This window comes from Thalassospira sp. Z349TD_5 (genome assembly GCF_056173045.1).
The window spans coordinates 2,918,985-2,937,275 of the sequence record NZ_CM149654.1; the positions used below are offsets into that span (position 1 = coordinate 2,918,985).

Below are 18,291 nucleotides of genomic sequence, written 5' to 3' on the forward strand. Positions count from 1 at the left end.
TGCCATGAAATTGCCTTTGATCCGACATTGGCTGTCATCATTGATTTCTATGTCATAGGTGACAGCCATTTTCAAAGGAGGTATCCATGACGCCGCGCCCGATCCCGGAGCACGCAAAACTGCAACAGACTTTCAAGGACTGGGAGTTTGGTCTGTCTGCACATTGCAAGAACTCGGAAACTGGTATTGAACCGCTGCCCAGCGAAGTGGTTCAGGCATGGGATGATATGGAAGTCGCGTGGAATGCGATAAAGGATCACGCGCCTAATCCGTCCGAGGCCGAAGTTACCCGGTTTCACGCAGCCAACCGTCGCCTGCAACAGGTTTGGGAAGACATGATCTCAAACAAACATCCGCGCTAACCAGCGCCCATATAACGCTTCTGATCCACTTAATATCGGACGGAGCGTGCTCCGAGGCATGCGACTTAGATCCCCTAAAACTGATCCAGTTGCCGGGCATATTACGTAGGGCATTTATCACCCGTAAAATTTGGATTTCCAGTGACCTACGAACTTTCAATTCTTGTGCTCAATGCAATACTCTGCCTGACGTTTCCGTGGGTCTATAATTATGCCTATGCCAATCAACCCGGTGTCGGAGGCAAACGCTTGATGGGCAATCGCGATAACCTGCCTGAGCGCAGCGGCGTCTCCGCGCGTGGGTTGCGGGCCCATCAAAACCATCTGGAAAACCTTTTACCCTTTGCGATCATTGTCCTGACCGCACATGTCACAGGCATATCAAACACGGTAACGATTACCTGTGCAGTGGTCTTCCTGCTTTGCCGTCTGGCGCATGCCACTTTTTACATCGCAGGCATCAGCAGGCTTTCGGGCATCAACGGTGTGCGGTCGATCGTCTATTTCATTTGCGTGATTTCGATGCTGGTTTATGCGGCTCAGTTGTTCATTTACTAAAGCCACCCGCACGGAATAACAGATTTGCGCAACCACCCCTGATCTGATGCTTGCCGTGCCCTGTTTGATTTGACTAAATGGGGCAATGACAGGTGCGCTCGAGATAACAGCACCGACACCGATGGCCAAATGCTGCGGTGATATGGGAATGTTTCAGGAAAGGACGTTTGGAATGACGCAGAAAGTAGCCTTGGTCACGGGTTCCGCACGCGGGATCGGACTTGCAACTACCAAACTGTTTATTGAACAGGGCTGGTGCGTGGCGATGATTGATCGTGACGGGGATGAGCTAAAATCTGCGTCTGCTGATATGTCCGGCGCCAAACCGTTTGTGTGTGACGTTTCAGTCCCAAAGCAGGTTGACCAGATGGTTGATGCGGTGCTGTCCGCATTCGGGCGTATTGATGCAGTGGTCAACAATGCCGGGGTTGCCGACTTCCTCCCGATTGAAGAAACCGATTTTGCGGCCTGGCGCCGGATTATGGACACCAACCTTGACGGGGTGTTTCTTGTCTCACAGGCGGCCATTCCGGCACTCAAGGAAACCAAGGGCGCGATTGTTAATATCGGCTCGATTTCCGGCCTTAGGGCATCGACCCTTCGTGTGGCATACGGCACATCAAAGGCCGCCGTTATTCACATGACCAAGCAACAGGCGGCCGAGCTTGGCGAATATGGCATCCGTTCCAACTGCGTCTGCCCTGGACCGGTCAAAACCAAACTGGCGATGGCGGTGCATTCCCCTGAAATCATTTCGGCCTATCTCGACGCCATGCCGCTAAACCGCTATGGCAATGAAACCGAAATCGGCGAGGTGATTACGTTTCTGTGCTCGGACAAGACAAGCTTTGTCACCGGCCAGATCATTGCCGCAGATGGCGGCTTTGAAAATGTCGGTGTAGGTTTGCCTGCGCTGAGGAGCTAAGTTTTAAATGCGCCCGCTTCGCCTGATCATTCTTATCGTTGCAACAGTGTCGCTGTCATCCTGCCTGACCTTTAACTGGCAGCGCAGTGTGCAACAGGCGCTATCTAATGCGTGCAATTCGACGGATGATTGCGGGTCGGATGGGCCTCCGCCCAACTAAGGGTTTCGGCGGGCGAAACCATATCTGTCTATTAATCGGTTTCCATCGCCGTCCCGCCCAATTTCGGCGCCAAATGGCGCATCGCCTCTTGGATGAAATCCAGTACCGCACGGATACGCGCAGTTCGTTGTAAATCAGGATGGGTGAGAAGCCACAGGTCTGTGGCAAGTGGGTCAATCGGGGGACCGACACGCATTAGCTCATGTGCGCCATCGCCAAGATAACAGGGCAAAACGCCCTGGCCAGCTTTATGGCAAAGGGCGGCGAACATGCCCATGATTGTATCGCAGCGATAATCGCACTGTGCGAGAACCCCGTTTTGATCCATCCAGTTACGTAACGGTGGATAGCCCATGGCGTCATCCGGGCCGACCCAGTTGGTCGCCTCATCGACGGGCAAGTCGCGATGGCGATAAATGGTCTGTGTGATCACGCCAACCTTTTTACCGACAAGAATTTCTGGCGGGTTTGTCGCGGGACGAAGGGCGATATCGGCCTCACGCCGCGACAGGTCAAAAAGATCATTCGATGCAATAACCTCAAGCGCGATATCGGGAAATGTGCTCCGAAACTGTGACAGTATTGGGCTGAGGACACCCCAGAGCAACGTATCGGTTGTGGTCAGCCGAACTGTGCCCGATGGTTTCAGATCCCGGCCAATCACCCGACGTTCGACAGCAGAAATTGTGTCGGCAATGTCGTGTGCCTTATCAGCAACTTCCTGTCCGGCGGTCGTGACCTGATATCCGCGACGGTCACGAAGGAACAGCTCAACACCAAGATGGTCTTCAAGATCATTTAGACGCCGAAACACCGTGGCATGGCTCACCCCCAACTGGCGTGCCGCCCCTGATAACGATCCCTTTTCGGCAATCGCCAGCACAATTTTCAGATCATCCCAGTTAAGGTCACTGTTCATTTTTGCAAACTCATTTGCCAAATTCATCGAATTTACCGACACAGATAAACAATCATAGGATATCGCCAACCCGCCGTAAAGCCGGAAGAAAGCCAACAACGGCCTAACATTGAAAGGCGTATCATGAAAATCCTGATTGTTCATGCCCACCCGGAACCACACTCTTTTAACGCCAGCATGACGCAGAAAGCCGGTGATGCCCTGCGCCGTGCCGGGCACCAGGTCACAGTGTCCGACCTTTATGCCGAGGGTTTTGATCCTGTCGAGGCTCCCCGCCATTACCAAGACCGTGAAAATCGGGATGTTTTCGCCCCGCTTGGCGAACAGCGACATGCCTATAAGGGCGGAACACTTGCCCCGGATGTAACCCGAGAAATTGACCGTCTTGAGCAGGCCGATTTGCTTATTCTGCAATTCCCGCTTTGGTGGCATGGCATGCCCGCCATTTTGAAAGGATGGATGGACCGGGTGTTTGTCAGTGGCGGCCTTTACAGCAGCAAGATGCGCTATGACACCGGATATTTCCGAGGCAAACGCGCCCTTGTTTCCATGACAAGTGGTGCGCCTGCGCAAGCCTTTGGCCCCGGCGCACGTGGCGGCGATCCCGACACGCTGCTGTGGCCGGTGCATTATTCACTGCACTACATGGGATTTTCCGTTCTGCCACCGTTTACCGCGTACGGCGTCCAAGGCCATGGTTACAGCTATCAATCAAGCGATGCGCTTGAAAGCCACCTGCAAGCTTTGCTTGATGGTTGGGCCGAACATGTGACGCAGATTGACAATGCAAAGCCGCTAAGCTTTCCGGGGTGGCAGGACTGGGATGTTGATGGGCGAGCACTGCGTTAAGCCTTTCCGCCCCCATCGCCCACCGTGAGTGGGCTTAAAGTATCAAAACAAAACGGCGCGCCCCTTGGGACGCGCCGTTTGCAATTTACGATTTCGGAAAACTTATTCCCACTCGATCGTTCCGGGTGGTTTGGAGGTGAAGTCGTATGTGACACGGTTAATGCCGTTGACTTCATTGATGATCCGGTTGGCGATGCGGCCCAGAAGTTCCGGCGGATACGGATAGAAGTCTGCGGTCATGCCATCGGTTGAGGTCACCGCGCGCAGCGCACAGGCGTAATCATAGGTCCGCCCATCGCCCATCACGCCAACAGTGCGTACCGGTAGCAGCACAGCAAAAGCCTGCCAGATCGCGTCATACAGACCCGCATTGCGGATTTCTTCGAGATAGATCGCATCGGCCTTGCGCAGGATATCAAGTTTTTCACGTGTGATCGGCTGTCCGGGAATGCGGATCGCAAGGCCCGGTCCGGGAAATGGATGACGCCCGACGAAGCTATCGGGCAGGCCGAGTTCACGGCCAAGGTCACGGACTTCGTCCTTAAACAATTCACGCAGCGGCTCCACCAGTTGCATGTTCATGCGTTCTGGCAAACCACCGACATTGTGGTGTGACTTGATCGTGACGGACGGCCCGCCGGTAAACGAAACGCTTTCGATCACGTCGGGATAGAGCGTTCCCTGTGCAAGAAAATCAGCACCACCAATTTTCTTGGCTTCTTCTTCGAATGTTTCGATGAAGAGACGACCGATGGTTTTGCGTTTGGTTTCCGGATCAATTTCGCCTTCAATGGCACCGATAAAGGTGTCAGTGGCATCCACATGGACCAGCGGAATGTTGTAATGATCGCGGAATAGGGTGACGACCTGATCGGCCTCGCCCGAACGCATGAAACCGTGATCAACAAACACGCAGGTCAGTTGATCGCCAATGGCCTCGTGGATCAGAACCGCGGTGACGGAGCTATCAACGCCACCCGACAGGCCACAGATGACTTTGCCATCACCGACCTGTTTGCGGATTTTATCAATCGCATCGTCTTTATAGGCATTCATCGTCCAGTCGCCTGAGCACCCGGCAACGCCGTGGGTGAAGTTTTTGAGCAACTGCGCGCCATGCGGGGTGTGAACCACTTCGGGGTGGAACTGCACGGCATAGAATTTCTTGTCATCATTGGCGATGGCGGCAAACGGGGCACCATCGGATTTGCCAACAACGCGGAAGCCATCAGGCAGCGCATCAACGCGGTCGCCGTGGCTCATCCAGACCTGTTCGCGTGCACCTTCGGCCCAAGTGCCGGTAAACAGCGCGCAATCTTCGATCACATCGACAAAGGCGCGGCCAAATTCACGGTGATCAGATGTGGCAACCTTGCCGCCCAGCTGATTGACCATGGTTTGCTGACCATAGCAAATACCGAGAACTGGCACGCCAAGATCAAACACGCGGGCCGGGGCAGATGGTGCCTTGTCCCAATGGACAGACGCCGGACCACCCGAAAGGATGACCGCCTTGGGAGCATATTCATCCAGGAATTCATCCGAGATGTTATTAAAAGGGTGGATCTCGCTATAGACACCGCTTTCACGTACGCGACGTGCAATAAGCTGGGTGACCTGGGATCCGAAATCAATAATCAGCACGCGATCAGTCATCGGGCCGTATCTCCGTCGAAGATGGGGTTGCGCCGTACATACGCCAAACCATCGTTATGGGCAACCCGGCGCAAACCGTCACCCACCGATGCATTCAAAAAACTTTCCCCCATAAACCGGGTGTTTGGGGATAATTGCGACCTTTTTGAGCACTTCGTCCCCTGAAAAATACACAATTGGTCCCTTTTTAAAGCGCAATGGGCAGGCACATTCGCCTTTAACGGAACGCGGTCAAAAACGCGTCCACGTATGAGCACATCAACACTGATTAGAAATAGGGACACATAACCATGAGCAATTCCAAGGGTAGTAAAGTCGCACTTGCCGTCGCGGGTCTTATTCTTGTGGCCGGTGCCGCCACCGCCATTGCCATGACCCAGTCCAAAGGCGACAATCCGCTTGCGATTATCGGCGCCGAAGAAACCAGCAATGCGACCGGTGCGGTCAAAATCCCGAAAATCCCGGCACCGGATGCGGAAATCGGTGAAGCACAGCCCAAGTCCGATCCGATGACAGACAGCAAGACTGAGGCCAGCCCACAGACCGAAGAAGACGGCAGTGCGGTTCCGGGCATGAACAACTTGCTTAACAACGATGCCATGACCAAAGACGGCGCAACCAAAGAACCGGCCCAGAAGACAGAATAAGCTCTCTGTCTGATTTTCAGAGACGGGTTTGGTTTGGTGGCCTGAGCAGACTGTAGAAGATATCTTCAACGCAACTTTGCGTTCACGGTAAAATAAAACTGGCCCTGCGGCAAATGCACGCAGGGCCTTTTTTATATGTGTCAGAGCCAAAGTCATAAGGCCGGTCAGAGCGGGCAGAGTAAGGGCGGTAGCGGGCAAGGATCGTTGGGGGTATGCCGCAACCACAAGCATCATTACTTTGCCTTGCCTTTTGCCGTGCGCTCAAACACCGCGACAAAGAAACCGTCGGTACCATGCACGTTGGGTGACAGACGCAGCCATGGCTTGTCTTTACCGCCCGGTACCGGCACGGATTTTGGCGCATCGGGCCAAATGTCACTGATCGGAACCGGTTTGAAGTCCTTACGATCGCGCATAAAGGTTTCGATCAGACGTTCGTTTTCCTCGGGCATGATCGAACAGGTCGCATAGATCAAACGACCACCACGTGTCACACGTGCGGCACCGGCTTTGAGGATTTTGCTTTGTTCGGCCATCATCGCACGGACATCGCGCTGACCAATCCGCCAGCGCAGTGCCGGATTACGGCGCAACGTGCCAAGGCCCGAACACGGAACGTCAAGCAAGACACGATCAAAGAACCCGGATTTGCTGCGCAACCATGTGTCGCGTTCATCGGAAATAATCCGCTGCTGGATGCAGTCGCCTGCCCCGGCACGGCGCGCACGCTTACGTGCATTATCAAGACGGGCCGCATGGGTATCACAGGCAAGGATACGGCCCTTACCGCGCATGTCAGCAGCAATACCAAGGGTTTTGCCACCACCCCCCGCACACATATCAAGGATGGTCATGCCCGGCTTGGCATCGACGATATTGACGCAAATCTGGGATGCTTCGTCCTGAATTTCGATCAGGCCATCCTTATAGGCCGCCGTCACCAGCATATTCAGCCCCAGCGGCAACCGAAGACCGTTTGGCGCATAGGGGGTTTTCTTGATGTTCTTGATGCCGTCCGCCTCAAGCGACTTAATGGCATCATCAACCGTCCCGCGTAGGCGGTTCACCCGAAGATCAAGCTTGGCAGGCTTATTATAAGCCGCCATTTCTTCGGGCAGGTTTTCATGATGGAGCTTGAGAAGTTCCGAATACAGCCATTTTGGCAGTTCGGTTTTCACAGCCCCAGGCTGCCCATCATGATCAAGCGTCTTGCCCGACAGTTTGTTGATCAGGTGCTTTTCATTGGGATGAAGCGGATCTGGGCAGAATTGTTCGCCGGTGAATCGGTCTTCGAGATCGGCGGGCTTCAAATTATCATGAAGCACCAGATCGGCAATCATGCGCGCCCGGCCGTCCTGGAATTCATAACCGCATTCTGCCAGCCACCAGCCCAGACGGGCCTGATGCCGGATCAGGTTATAAAAACGTTCGCTGATTTCACGGCGATCGCCACCGCCAATATAACGGCGTGATCCGAAATAGCCTGATACAACGCGATCTGCGTCGTCTCTGGTATGGGTCCAACCGTCATAAAGTTCAATGACGGCCGCGATACGAGCACCGGGTTTCAAAACGATTTTCCAACCTGTTTGCGAGGTGAGATCAACGATCCCTATATGGGACCGGAATGTTCACCTTACGATAAAAAAGCTGATGACGGCAGGAAAGCCTGCCGTCACCTAAAATTGTCTGCCGCTCATATCATGGCTTTAACCATTCGCCAACCACATCAAAATGCAGGGCAGACCAGCCAATCAAAAAGCAGCCCGCATTAGCTGCCCGGACGGTAGTTCGGGGCTTCGCGGGTGATGGTCACATCGTGAGCATGGCTTTCGCGCAGGCCTGCATTGGTGATGCGAACAAATTCTGCACGTGCGCGGAAGTCGGCCAAGGTTGCCGAACCGGTATAACCCATCGACGCCTTAAGGCCGCCCACCAGCTGATGGATAATCTGACCGGCCGGGCCTTTGTACGGAACGCGCCCTTCGATGCCTTCGGGCACCAGTTTCAGGTTGTCGCGAACGTCTTCCTGGAAATAGCGATCCGCTGAACCACGTGCCATCGCACCGACCGAGCCCATCCCGCGATAGGATTTATACGAACGGCCCTGATACAGGATAACTTCGCCCGGTGCCTCATCGGTCCCAGCCAGAAGTGAGCCCACCATGCAGGTACTTGCACCTGCGGCCATGGCCTTGGCGATATCACCGGAAAACTTGATGCCACCATCGGCAATGATCGGGATATCAAGCTTGTGCGCCATCTCACCGCATTCCAAAACAGCGGTAAGCTGTGGAACGCCAACGCCTGCAACAATACGGGTCGTACAAATCGACCCGGGGCCAATACCAACCTTCACCGCATCAGCACCAGCCTCGGACAATGCCTTAACCGCATCGGCGGTGGCAACGTTACCGGCAATGATCTGGATATCGCCAAATTTTGCTTTGATCTGCTCGACAGCCTTGATCACACCAGACGAATGACCGTGTGCGGTATCAATCACCAGAACGTCAACGCCCGCTTCGATAAGGGCCGTTGCACGTTCAAAACCGGCTTCGCCAACACCGGTTGCCGCTGCTGCGCGAAGACGACCACTGTCGTCCTTACAGGCGTTCGGGTGCAGTTTGGCTTTTTCGATGTCCTTGACCGTGATCAGGCCGGTACAGCGATAGGCATCATCAACCACCAGCAGCTTTTCAATGCGGTGTTGGTGCAAAAGCTTTTTGGCTTCTTCGGTATTTACGTTTTCGGTGACCGTGACCAGACCTTCAAAGGTCATCAGTTCGGAAACCGGCTGCGCGCGATTGGAGGCAAAACGCACATCGCGGTTGGTCAGGATGCCAACCAACTTGTTTGTGCTGCGTTCGACAACCGGAATACCGGAAATGTGATTGACGTCCATAAGATCAAGCGCATCAGCCAGCGTCTGATCCGGATGAATGGTAATTGGGTTCACCACCATGCCCGATTCGAACTTCTTCACACGGCGAACTTCTTCGGCCTGCTGGACAATATCGAGGTTCTTGTGAATGACCCCCATGCCGCCATGCTGTGCCATCACAATCGCCATTGCACTTTCGGTTACGGTATCCATAGCCGAGGAAAGCAGCGGGATTTTCAGGTCAATCTTTTTGGTAATGCGGGTATTTGTCTGCACCTGAGCCGGCAACACTTCGGATGCGGCGGGTTTGATCAATACGTCGTCAAACGTCAGGGCTTCTGCTATGCGGGTCATCTGGCCACCTCGTTAATCTGAGTTGGCGCGGAACTTATACACGTTATGACCTATATGCCAAGTTTTCTGCGCCCATAACAGCCCTGCGAATTTATTGCTGCAATATTTTGTGCGTTGCGTTAGAAACTGGTCGATGGGGCTGCCGTCAGGCAAGCCCCCTTTTTTGTTTTCCCGGCACAAATGGCTTACAGGGTAAAAACAAACTGATCGTAATCGACACCCGCATCCGCCAAAAGCGCCCCCAGCTTTGCCGTACTACGCGCCATGCCTTCCTTACGGTTGCGTTCTTTTTCTTCTTCCTCGCACAGGGCTGCATACAGCGGGATCACCTGTTTTAGCGCATCACGACGCGGCACCCGGCGATTGGAATGATATCCGATGATCTTGCCATCCCGGCCGATGGTCGGCGTTACATTGGCCAGAACCCAGTAATGATCCCCGTTGGCACAGCGATTAATCACATAGGCAAAGATCTCGCGCCCCGCCGCAACTGTTTCCCACAGCAATGAAAAAACACATCGCGGCATATCGGGATGACGAATAATACTGTGGGGTTGGCCCAACAACTGCTTTTCGCTGTAGCCTGCGACACGCAGAAAAACATCGTTGGCGTAGGTGATACGCCCCTTGGTATCGGTTTTTGAGACGATGATTTCGGTATCATCGAAATAACGTTCGACACCCGTAAGAAACAACTGATCGTGCTTCATCCAATAGCCCCCGCGAATTCTGGTCAGATGGAACCAACCAAAACATCGTCAAAACGCTTGGACGTTCTGTGACCAAGCGTACCCACTTTGGAAGAAGTGTAACCCACAATCGACACGAAACTATTTGATATAGCGCAACGTCATTTGCGATTAATCACGATGTGCGTGACGACGCCGCCACGCCGGAAACCGGTGAATTAGTCCGTACTATTCAACCGGCGACCAATTGTCGTCTTCGGGGATTTCTGCGCTATTGATGTCATTTTCGGCATTGTTCTGCCCACGGAAACCAGTCGCGATCAAATAGGCTTCCGGGCTTTCCGGGCGCGATGCCGGTGGTTTGGCGTGCTTGGAAACGCGGAAGTTCTTTTTCACCCGATTCAACAGATCGTTTTCCGTACCGCCCTTAAACACCTTGGCGATAAAAATACCGCCCGGTGCGAGAACTTCCTCGGCAAACAGCAATGCATGTTCGACCAGATCAATGATACGAATGTGATCGGTTTGGCGGTGTCCGGTGGTTTCCGGTGACATATCGGAAATCACGGCATCAACCGGGCCCTGCAGGGCGTGTTTGATCATGTCGGGTGCTGCCGGATCAAGGAAATCGGCCTGAAGACAGGTCGCACCTGACAGACCTTCCCATTCAAGGATATCAAGGCCAACGACCTGACCTTTGCCTTGCTTTGAGCCGACCATATCGACCACAACCTGCGTCCAACCGCCCGGTGCAGCGCCCAAATCGACAATGCGCATTCCGGGGCGGAGCAAATCGAACTGGTTGTTGATTTCAATCAGCTTAAACGCCGCGCGCGACCGATAGCCAAGACGTTTTGCTTCTTGCACATAGGGGTCATTGAGCTGCCGGTCGAGCCAGCGGGTTGATGAAATCTTGCGCCCCTTGGCACTTTTGACACGTGTACGCAGGCCACGGCGTGCGCCGGTATCAATTGCGGCAATGGCCGAACCCTTGCGACGGCGTGAACCGCCTTTTCCGCTGCTATTGTCGCTCATGATATTTCCTGCACTGAATTCTGTGTTGACCAGCGTCCTGTCGGTGTCATCGAACAAATCGACGATGTCCGGTCAGGAGTTGGCTTTAATATGCGACACTGTATGACGGCGTGCATCGCACGGGTCAATAGCATGGCCGTCTGCACGCATCAAATCGACGAGAATTCCTTCTCGCAGGCCCCGATCGGCAACTTTAAGCGTCGCCAGCGGCCAGATATCACGAATCGCAGCAAATATCGCCGCCCCGGCATCCATCAGCTCGGCACGTTGATTGCCAATGCAAGGATGGCCTTTGCGCTTGTCTGATTCCATGCGCAGCAACAATTCGGTCACGCGTTCAGCGTCATCAAATCGCAAATCTGATCCGTCAACCTTGTGACGTTCATAGCGTTCCAGACCAAGTGCAATGCCGCAGAAGGTCGTCACCGTGCCCGATGTGCCGACCATTTGTACCTTGTCGTCATCAAGCATATCCGAACAGCAATTTCGACTGGCGAATTCTTCAAGCCGCTCGCGAATTTCGGTGCGCATTGCCTCAAACCGTTGGCGGCGTTCCTCGACCGAGGCATAACGTTCGGTCAGGCACAACACCCCACACGGCATCGACAATGTTTCAATACACTGGGTCTTACCGGTGTTATCCACCTTGATCCAGCAAATCTCGGTACTGCCGCCACCGATATCGAAGACCACGGCATAGGGACGTTCATCGAGAAGTGCCGAGCAAGCCTGAAGCGCCAAACGGCTTTCTTCGTCCGGATTGATGATATCAAGCGAAATGCCGGTTTCATCGCGCACACGCTGAATAAAGTCGTCGCGATTGTTTGCCGAACGGCAGGCTTCTGTGGCGACAGCGCGTAAACTTGCGCCGGGGTGTTTGCGCAGTTTTTTGGCGCACACCCTCAATGCATCAATCGCCCGATCCATTGCCGCCTCACAAAGATAGCCTTTTTCGCGTACCCCTTCGCCAAGGCGCACAACCCGCGAAAACGCATCAATGACCTTAAAACCATCATTGCACGGACGCGCAACCAAAAGCCGACAGTTTGAACTGCCCAGATCAATGGCGGCATACAGCGGGGCGGTAATGCAATCGATCATGCGCGACGATGTTCCCACCGGTGTTCCGGTGTGAACCGTGGTGCCAGGTTTTGGCAACACAGGTTTTTCGCGCACTTCAAGCACGGCATGCTCGCCCATCGCAGCGCCGCCATCGGAGCTTACGGCCCCTTGCGAATTGCTATGAGGATGAACCTGCTTCACCTTTCCAAAACCTGCTTTCTGTGACCAATGATCTATCTATGTCGCGCATCAACGCGTCAATTATATGACACGTTTGCGAATCAGCTATATGAGTGTAACGACAATCGCTGACAAGGCAAATGCCCTATGCAAGAAACACATGGATGAGCCGCTTCTGACAAAAAAGGGGTTGCCAAAGCCTATCCGGTTTTATAAATACCGCTCCACGCTAGGGCACATCGCGTGTTACGGTGTGCAAGACTTCTGTTGGGGAATAGGTTAACGGTAGACCTACGAACTCTGACTCCGTCAGTCCTGGTTCGAATCCAGGTTCCCCAGCCATCCGTCTTCGCTAATTTTGCCTGCGGCAAAATTTAGCTTCGACGAGATTTATCGAGGCGACGCGTGCGAAACGGAATGCCTCGCCGTAGTTGAGCGAAGCGCAACGAAGGCGGGCTTTGTGTACTGCGTTTATATTTTACAAAGCATCAATCATCCTGAACATTTTTACGTTGGCTTAACGACGGACCTGAACAGACGTCTGGTGCAGCACAATAACGGTGCGTCCATCCATACGAACAAGTTCAAGCCGTGGAAAGTCAGAACAACTGTAAACTTTGACGATCCCGCAAAAGCAGAAGATTTTGAAAAACATCTCAAATCCGGCTCAGGCCGCGCTTTTTGCAAAAAGCACTTCTTATTTAAGTGCCAAAACAGGCAAACGAACGCGATAATTTATCAAAATCGGCATTTCCTTCTCAAGCTGCCCACTCATTGCCTTGACAACCCATATCTGATCCATTAATTCACACGCCACCAACGGCCAAGGCCGTGTCGAACTTTTTGTTCGTCTGCTGGGGAATAGGTTAACGGTAGACCTACGAACTCTCGACTCCGTCAGTCCTGGTTCGAATCCAGGTTCCCCAGCCAACTTTCTTGCCCCACCAACTCCCCCCATTATCAGTTTAAAGCCGCGCTTTCCTTTGTTGCGTTGACGACTGCTTGTCTTAAAGCAATGATCGACAGGCCAATGACCAGATTGGAAATAGACCAAGGTTAGCGAAAAGTCATCGTTGCGGTTTTGTTGATCAAAATGGTACCGCTCGCTTGATCCAAGAGGAGAACCCGCATGGACCGTTTCACCGGTGGTTGCCTGTGTGGCAAGGTGCAAATTGTGGCTATAGGTGCCCCCTATCGGGTCGGGCTCTGTCACTGTATGGATTGTCGCAAGCATCATGGTGCGCTTTTTCATGCTTCGGCGGTTTTTCCAGAGGATGCGGTGAGGGTCGAAGGTGAAACACGCGATTACGAGGAGCGGCATTTCTGTCCAGCCTGCGGATCGTCCGTTTTTTCGCGCAGTGACGATGAGATCGAGGTCAACCTTGGATCGCTTGATGACCCGGACCTTTTAAAACCAACCTATGAACTTTGGACCATCCGCCGCGAGGCTTGGTTGCCAGCCTTTCCAATCCATCGGCACTATGACCGTGATCGCGGCAACACAGACCGTTCAGAAGAGTAGAATCTGCCTGAGCGTCAGGTACTCAGATGACACGGTGGCGATGACTGATCGGCCTTGTCCTCGACCGGCAGCGCCTGATCGCTGACGGTCTGAATACCGCGGTCCGTAATTAAAACATCAACCGGCACGTCATATTGATGGGGCATGATATTGCCAAGTCTGGTGGCCTCAAACCCGATCCCGACAACCAAGGGTCGGCGTTTCAGATCCGCAAGCGTGCGGTCAAAAAATCCACCGCCATAGCCCAACCGATACCCTGCCCCGTCAAAGCCCACCAAGGGTGCAAGCAAAACATGTACAGCAACCGCCTCAGTACCTTGCGGTTCGGGAATCCGGGCGAAACCGGGCGCCATTTTTGTTTTGGGGGTCCAATCGTGAAAGACCATGGGCTGATCCCTGCCCGGTACAACTGGCAAGGCAGCCTTGCCGCCCGCCTCAAGATGACGCGCCATCACCGGACGCAGATCAACTTCGTTTTGGATCGGCCAGTAAAACCCGACAGTAGCCCCGGTCCGACTTTTCAGAAATTCGGAAAAATGCGCCTGAACCTGATGTGATAAATGCTGGTGTGTGGCCGCATCAAGTGCGGAGCGCCATCCCAGCAGAGCACGCCTGACGGCATGGCGCCATTCGGCCTGGCTATTGGCATCTTTTGCGACCGGTGCACTGGGAAGATCGAGGCTCATGAGAATGGGTACTTGCCGTATGTTGTGTCTTTGGTCAAACACCCTACAACAAAACCCTTTAAACGCATAACGCGCCGGAAGCCCGGCGCGTTAACGGTTGTCAGCAAAAGCTGCAATCCAAAATCAATTACCCGATGGAGAGTTCTTCTGCCGACATGCGGCCGTTACGACCTTCAATCAGCTCGAATTCAACCTTTTGACCCTCATCAAGTCCCTGCAGACCAGCACGCTGAACAGCGGTGATATGCACGAATGCATCTTTGCCGCCTTCGTCAGGGGTGATGAAGCCATAACCCTTGGTCGCATTAAACCACTTAACCGTTCCGGTAGCCATATCCGTCGTCGTCCTTAGTTTAGTAAGCGCATTTCCCTTTTGAGGAAGTGCTAGAAAACAGTCCCTGCACCACACCCGGAAAGAGCATAACTTCCCCCAACCAGAAGGCAACCATGCCCCGACAAGATGTACTGCACTGTTTCAATAATTACCGAATTTTGGCCTTAGTGCAATGGATTCATGTATGAAGTTCTTTTTTCGCTACCAGGCATTCAAAACCGTATAACGGTTTTCATCTGACTGTGAATGCCGAAAACCTGACACACCCATAGATGAATCAAATTCGCCAACGAATTCACGCAAGGGTTCTGTATCTCGACAAATAAGAGCCAACTTTACGGTTATCACAGGGGGAAGGTCGGCCTGAACAATACTGATATTGTCATACATTCGAATATGGGCAATATCACCTATGATTGCATCAAGACGCCCCGCCGAGAGCAAATCCACAGATTGTTCAAGACTGCTCAGATCATGCCAAATGATCTCGGCCGTCAAAGGCACATCTGGCCGTGGCAAATTCGCTAAGATGCCAATTTCGACATTTGGCATAGATGTCAGATCAACACCAGCAAGATTAAACAGCCGCAATTCGAAGCGAACCCTACTGACAGCGGCGATGGTGTTGCCAAACGCCGCTGGCTGTGAACTCAACACACAGTCAATTTGTTCGTTGTCCATAAGCTGACGAAATCGATTGTAGGGGATGACCTCAAACAAAACCGGGCGGCTTTGAGTGCCAAGTCGGGTCAGGAACTTTCGCTGCTCAAAAGGGGCATGATCGATCCATTTCGCCGCAATCTAGATGTTACTGGCAATCCGAACAGGTTCTTGACCATATGCAGAAACCGATATGCAGAACAGGCAAAACAGCCCCCCAAAGAGATAAATCCCGCGCCGCCCAAACTGCATTTATTTCTGCCTTAAAAATTTCCATTACGATGAATGAAAACGGCCAACATGGCCCAAGCTTCTATCGTCAAACTGCCAAGTATTTATTCCCACTTCGATGATCGGGATCCCATCAACCCATTCTACATTCTGGTCATAAATCAATGATCAGTAAAACGTGACGAAAACTTTGCGCAAACTATTATGTGGCGACGACTTCAGGGCACTTCAACAATACAATCGTCCCACACCGGCTGAACGCGCTGAAGCGGGCAACAAAGCACACTGATCATGATGTCGAAGGTAGGCTTGTTTGTTTTACGGATAGGTCCCTACATGCAACTATTGAGCATAAGAAGACGAAACGAAGAACGAACGTTAAGAGACACCTACCCGGCTTGTTGGGATTGCGGTTCCTGTATTTCCAGAACCGTCGTGCACTGACCTCAGCCGGACATCAAATGCCGCAATAAAGTCGCGATTTTTCAGGGTATCGTGGCATACCAAAGCCAGTTCAATGACGTGCACAGGCGGGAACGGTAGTCTCACAATAGATGGATCGTTATCAAACAGACTTGCATGCGCAATCAGCACATCAATTCGCCCTGCACCGATCAGGTCGATCCCTTGCTTGATTGTCCGCAGACCATACCATTCAACGTCTTGCGCCAAGGGAAGTTTCATGCGTGGCAATGTCGCAAGATAACCGACCGTCACGCTATCATTCCGCACCAAACTCTCACCCGTCCGGGCGAACATCACCATTTCAAACCTTACCTTATGAACGGATGCAATCGTCTCAGCAGGCTCGACTGGAGCCTCGGCAACGATGCAATCAACTTGCCGACTTGCAAACAAACCATACAATCGGTCAAACGGAAGACCATCGGCCCATTGCCGTCCCGACATTGCGCGCAACGTTTTGTAGAAATTCTGTTGCCCCGATGTAAGTGATAAAAGCCACTGATCGGTGACCGTGACGACACTGCCAACCCGAACACTTTCAACGCTATCGTCTTGCGCACGTGCATCGCGGAGCCAAACAACCCCGCCCAAAACTATCAAGAAAAGCACACACCAATTTCTGACATTCGCCGCCCGTAACATCATGTCGTCACCCTGATAGAAAAAAGTTCTCTTGCGGGCATGTGGCGCTGCGACTTTAAGGGTTCAAGAAGCCGCTGTTTGCCGGCCATCATATCGAAGGCATCCACAATGACTGAATTTGTCATGATTTGGTTGATAGTTTCTCGTGACTTTTGACTAGTATTCGAACGATGATGACCAAATATGTAAAACGCGCACGGCTTAAACGATGCGAAAAAAACGAGCAAGGTCACACGATACTGTCTCAACGTGACCATGGTGGGACACAGGTAAAACAACGTGGGAATTTGGTTATCTGATCGGAAAAGCAGACCGTGACAGCAACAGCGACAACCAAGATCGCAAATCCTCGTGACATTGCGCAAAACGTGATGACGCTGATTAATGAACTGAACCTGCAGCCAACCCCGCAGGTCTATCATGTATTTTACAGCTATCTGACCGACGAAGTTCCCGAACTCAGCCAATTGATCAAGGTGTTGATCCGCAACACCCAGGAACTTGATGAAGAAACCGTCTTTCGGATTTATCACAAGTATCTTGGAAGCAACGCGCTTCAGCAGAAAATCGATCAGGGCGTCGAGGGATTGCAGGCAGCGGTAGAACGCGTTGAAGAGGCGGTTCATTCCGTTATCCGCGACACCGAAATATTCTGTGATGAAATTGACACCGCATCAAACCGGCTGACCGAAGACGGAATTTCGCCTGAAGATGTGCATTGCGTGACACAAAACCTGTCAAAGGCCACCCACACGGCGCGAAATCGTTATGGTGATTTCAACAGTAACCTTGGTGAGTACCATCAGGAAGTCCGTCGCGTGCGCAGCGAACTGGAACTGGTGCGTCGTGATGCCCTGACAGACACCCTAACCGGGATCGCCAACCGTAAGAACTTTGACACGTCGCTGCGCGATGCTGTTACCTCGACCATGGAAACTGGTGTCGAGCTGTCGTTGCTAATGATCGACATTGATCACTTTAAGGCCTTCAACGATAATTTCGGTCACCGCACTGGCGATGGCGTCTTAAAAGCAGTGGCGCGGGTTCTGGTAAATTCGACCAAGGGTGCGGATACTGTTGCGCGTTATGGCGGCGAGGAATTTGCCATTATCCTGCCCGACACGTCGCTGGAAAATGCTAAAAAGCTGGCAGATAAACTTCGCAACAATGTTTCCATGCAACAGATTATCAATAAAAAAACAGGAAAGAGTTTCGGTAAGTTAACTGTTTCAATCGGCTTGACGTCCTATCGACTTGGCGAGAATATACTGGAATTTGTTGATCGTGCAGACAATGCCCTATACGAGGCAAAACAAGGTGGGCGAAATACCTGTATGTCTCAATAAAAAAACACATACCGGGTCTACCGGAAAATAAGACCATCTTTGGGCCTATCTATGCCATAAGTGGTGTGATGCGAATTTGACTTCGAGCAAACCCGATTGTGTCTCGCCAAGCCAAAATGAACAGG

At 52.6% G+C, this 18,291-nt stretch carries 20 protein-coding genes and 2 tRNA genes; 11 read left to right on the forward strand and 11 right to left on the reverse strand.

Annotation, left to right across the window (positions count from 1 at the left end):
- The first annotated feature begins 86 nt into the window (after nt 1-86).
- From AC0VXT_RS13550 to AC0VXT_RS13565, 4 genes are all read left to right on the forward strand, one after another.
- The gene (locus tag AC0VXT_RS13550) at nt 87-362 is read left to right on the forward strand and encodes a hypothetical protein (RefSeq protein WP_475545838.1); all 276 of its coding nucleotides are present in this window, start codon (nt 87-89) and stop codon (nt 360-362) included.
- A gap of 141 nt (nt 363-503) precedes the next feature.
- On the forward strand, nt 504-920 hold the full coding sequence (locus AC0VXT_RS13555) for an MAPEG family protein (RefSeq protein WP_475545839.1): 417 nt from the start codon (nt 504-506) through the stop codon (nt 918-920).
- A 172-nt stretch (nt 921-1,092) separates the two neighbouring features.
- On the forward strand, nt 1,093-1,845 hold the full coding sequence (locus tag AC0VXT_RS13560) for an SDR family NAD(P)-dependent oxidoreductase (RefSeq protein ID WP_475545840.1): 753 nt from the start codon (nt 1,093-1,095) through the stop codon (nt 1,843-1,845).
- Nucleotides 1,846-1,852: 7 nt separating this feature from the next.
- Nucleotides 1,853-2,005: a hypothetical protein gene (locus AC0VXT_RS13565; protein ID WP_475545841.1), complete on the forward strand. Its 153-nt coding sequence runs from the start codon at nt 1,853-1,855 to the stop codon at nt 2,003-2,005.
- Between the two features lie 31 nt (nt 2,006-2,036).
- On the opposite strand, the gene AC0VXT_RS13570 is transcribed toward AC0VXT_RS13565, so the two are convergent.
- A complete protein-coding gene (locus AC0VXT_RS13570) occupies nt 2,037-2,924 on the reverse strand; it encodes a LysR family transcriptional regulator (RefSeq protein ID WP_475545842.1) in 888 nt (295 codons plus the stop codon).
- Nucleotides 2,925-3,047: 123 nt separating this feature from the next.
- Between AC0VXT_RS13570 and AC0VXT_RS13575 the strand changes: the two genes are divergently transcribed.
- Nucleotides 3,048-3,773, forward strand: a complete 726-nt coding sequence (locus AC0VXT_RS13575) for an NAD(P)H-dependent oxidoreductase (protein ID WP_475545843.1) — start codon at nt 3,048-3,050, stop codon at nt 3,771-3,773.
- Between the two features lie 102 nt (nt 3,774-3,875).
- Here AC0VXT_RS13575 and guaA read toward each other — a convergent pair whose 3' ends face one another.
- Entirely contained in the window at nt 3,876-5,429 is a 1,554-nt protein-coding gene (gene guaA / locus AC0VXT_RS13580; RefSeq protein ID WP_475545844.1) for a glutamine-hydrolyzing GMP synthase, read from the reverse strand.
- Between the two features lie 290 nt (nt 5,430-5,719).
- Here guaA and AC0VXT_RS13585 point away from each other — a divergent pair, with 290 nt between their 5' ends.
- Entirely contained in the window at nt 5,720-6,076 is a 357-nt protein-coding gene (locus AC0VXT_RS13585) for a hypothetical protein (RefSeq protein WP_475545845.1), read from the forward strand.
- A 233-nt stretch (nt 6,077-6,309) separates the two neighbouring features.
- Here AC0VXT_RS13585 and AC0VXT_RS13590 read toward each other — a convergent pair whose 3' ends face one another.
- The 5 genes from AC0VXT_RS13590 to AC0VXT_RS13610 all read right to left on the reverse strand — a co-directional run bounded on the left by AC0VXT_RS13590 (nt 6,310) and on the right by AC0VXT_RS13610 (nt 12,301).
- Nucleotides 6,310-7,647, reverse strand: coding sequence for an RsmB/NOP family class I SAM-dependent RNA methyltransferase (locus tag AC0VXT_RS13590; RefSeq protein WP_102783057.1), 1,338 nt, complete (start codon nt 7,645-7,647; stop codon nt 6,310-6,312).
- 200 nt (nt 7,648-7,847) lie between these two features.
- Nucleotides 7,848-9,314, reverse strand: coding sequence for an IMP dehydrogenase (gene guaB / locus AC0VXT_RS13595; protein ID WP_475545846.1), 1,467 nt, complete (start codon nt 9,312-9,314; stop codon nt 7,848-7,850).
- Between the two features lie 185 nt (nt 9,315-9,499).
- On the reverse strand, nt 9,500-10,024 hold the full coding sequence (locus AC0VXT_RS13600) for a PAS domain-containing protein (RefSeq protein WP_475545847.1): 525 nt from the start codon (nt 10,022-10,024) through the stop codon (nt 9,500-9,502).
- Nucleotides 10,025-10,231: 207 nt separating this feature from the next.
- On the reverse strand, nt 10,232-11,038 hold the full coding sequence (locus tag AC0VXT_RS13605; RefSeq protein WP_022733213.1) for an RlmE family RNA methyltransferase: 807 nt from the start codon (nt 11,036-11,038) through the stop codon (nt 10,232-10,234).
- A 72-nt stretch (nt 11,039-11,110) separates the two neighbouring features.
- Nucleotides 11,111-12,301, reverse strand: a complete 1,191-nt coding sequence (locus AC0VXT_RS13610; protein ID WP_240626496.1) for a Ppx/GppA phosphatase family protein — start codon at nt 12,299-12,301, stop codon at nt 11,111-11,113.
- A 247-nt stretch (nt 12,302-12,548) separates the two neighbouring features.
- On the opposite strand from AC0VXT_RS13610, the gene AC0VXT_RS13615 reads away from it, so the two are divergent.
- The 4 genes from AC0VXT_RS13615 (at nt 12,549) to AC0VXT_RS13630 (ending at nt 13,802) form a co-directional block, all read left to right on the forward strand.
- Nucleotides 12,549-12,622: transfer RNA gene (locus AC0VXT_RS13615), tRNA-Gln, on the forward strand.
- Nucleotides 12,623-12,740: 118 nt separating this feature from the next.
- On the forward strand, nt 12,741-13,085 hold the full coding sequence (locus AC0VXT_RS13620; protein WP_475545848.1) for a GIY-YIG nuclease family protein: 345 nt from the start codon (nt 12,741-12,743) through the stop codon (nt 13,083-13,085).
- Nucleotides 13,086-13,135: 50 nt separating this feature from the next.
- Nucleotides 13,136-13,210 (forward strand) — tRNA-Glu (locus AC0VXT_RS13625).
- Between the two features lie 199 nt (nt 13,211-13,409).
- Nucleotides 13,410-13,802 (forward strand): GFA family protein, encoded by a 393-nt coding sequence (locus AC0VXT_RS13630; RefSeq protein WP_475545849.1) that lies wholly within the window; start codon nt 13,410-13,412, stop codon nt 13,800-13,802.
- A gap of 14 nt (nt 13,803-13,816) precedes the next feature.
- Here the strand turns inward: AC0VXT_RS13630 and AC0VXT_RS13635 are convergent, their stop codons facing one another.
- The 4 genes from AC0VXT_RS13635 to AC0VXT_RS13650 form a co-directional block, all read right to left on the reverse strand.
- The gene (locus tag AC0VXT_RS13635; protein WP_475545850.1) at nt 13,817-14,488 is read right to left on the reverse strand and encodes a 5-formyltetrahydrofolate cyclo-ligase; all 672 of its coding nucleotides are present in this window, start codon (nt 14,486-14,488) and stop codon (nt 13,817-13,819) included.
- 127 nt (nt 14,489-14,615) lie between these two features.
- Nucleotides 14,616-14,822, reverse strand: a complete 207-nt coding sequence (locus AC0VXT_RS13640; RefSeq protein ID WP_022733220.1) for a cold-shock protein — start codon at nt 14,820-14,822, stop codon at nt 14,616-14,618.
- A 201-nt stretch (nt 14,823-15,023) separates the two neighbouring features.
- Nucleotides 15,024-15,503, reverse strand: coding sequence for a hypothetical protein (locus AC0VXT_RS13645; protein ID WP_475545851.1), 480 nt, complete (start codon nt 15,501-15,503; stop codon nt 15,024-15,026).
- A gap of 588 nt (nt 15,504-16,091) precedes the next feature.
- Complete coding sequence (locus tag AC0VXT_RS13650; RefSeq protein WP_475545852.1) at nt 16,092-16,787, reverse strand: hypothetical protein; 696 nt, start codon at nt 16,785-16,787, stop codon at nt 16,092-16,094.
- A 347-nt stretch (nt 16,788-17,134) separates the two neighbouring features.
- Between AC0VXT_RS13650 and AC0VXT_RS13655 the strand changes: the two genes are divergently transcribed.
- Nucleotides 17,135-18,166, forward strand: coding sequence for a GGDEF domain-containing protein (locus AC0VXT_RS13655; protein ID WP_022733259.1), 1,032 nt, complete (start codon nt 17,135-17,137; stop codon nt 18,164-18,166).
- Nucleotides 18,167-18,291: the final 125 nt, after the last annotated feature.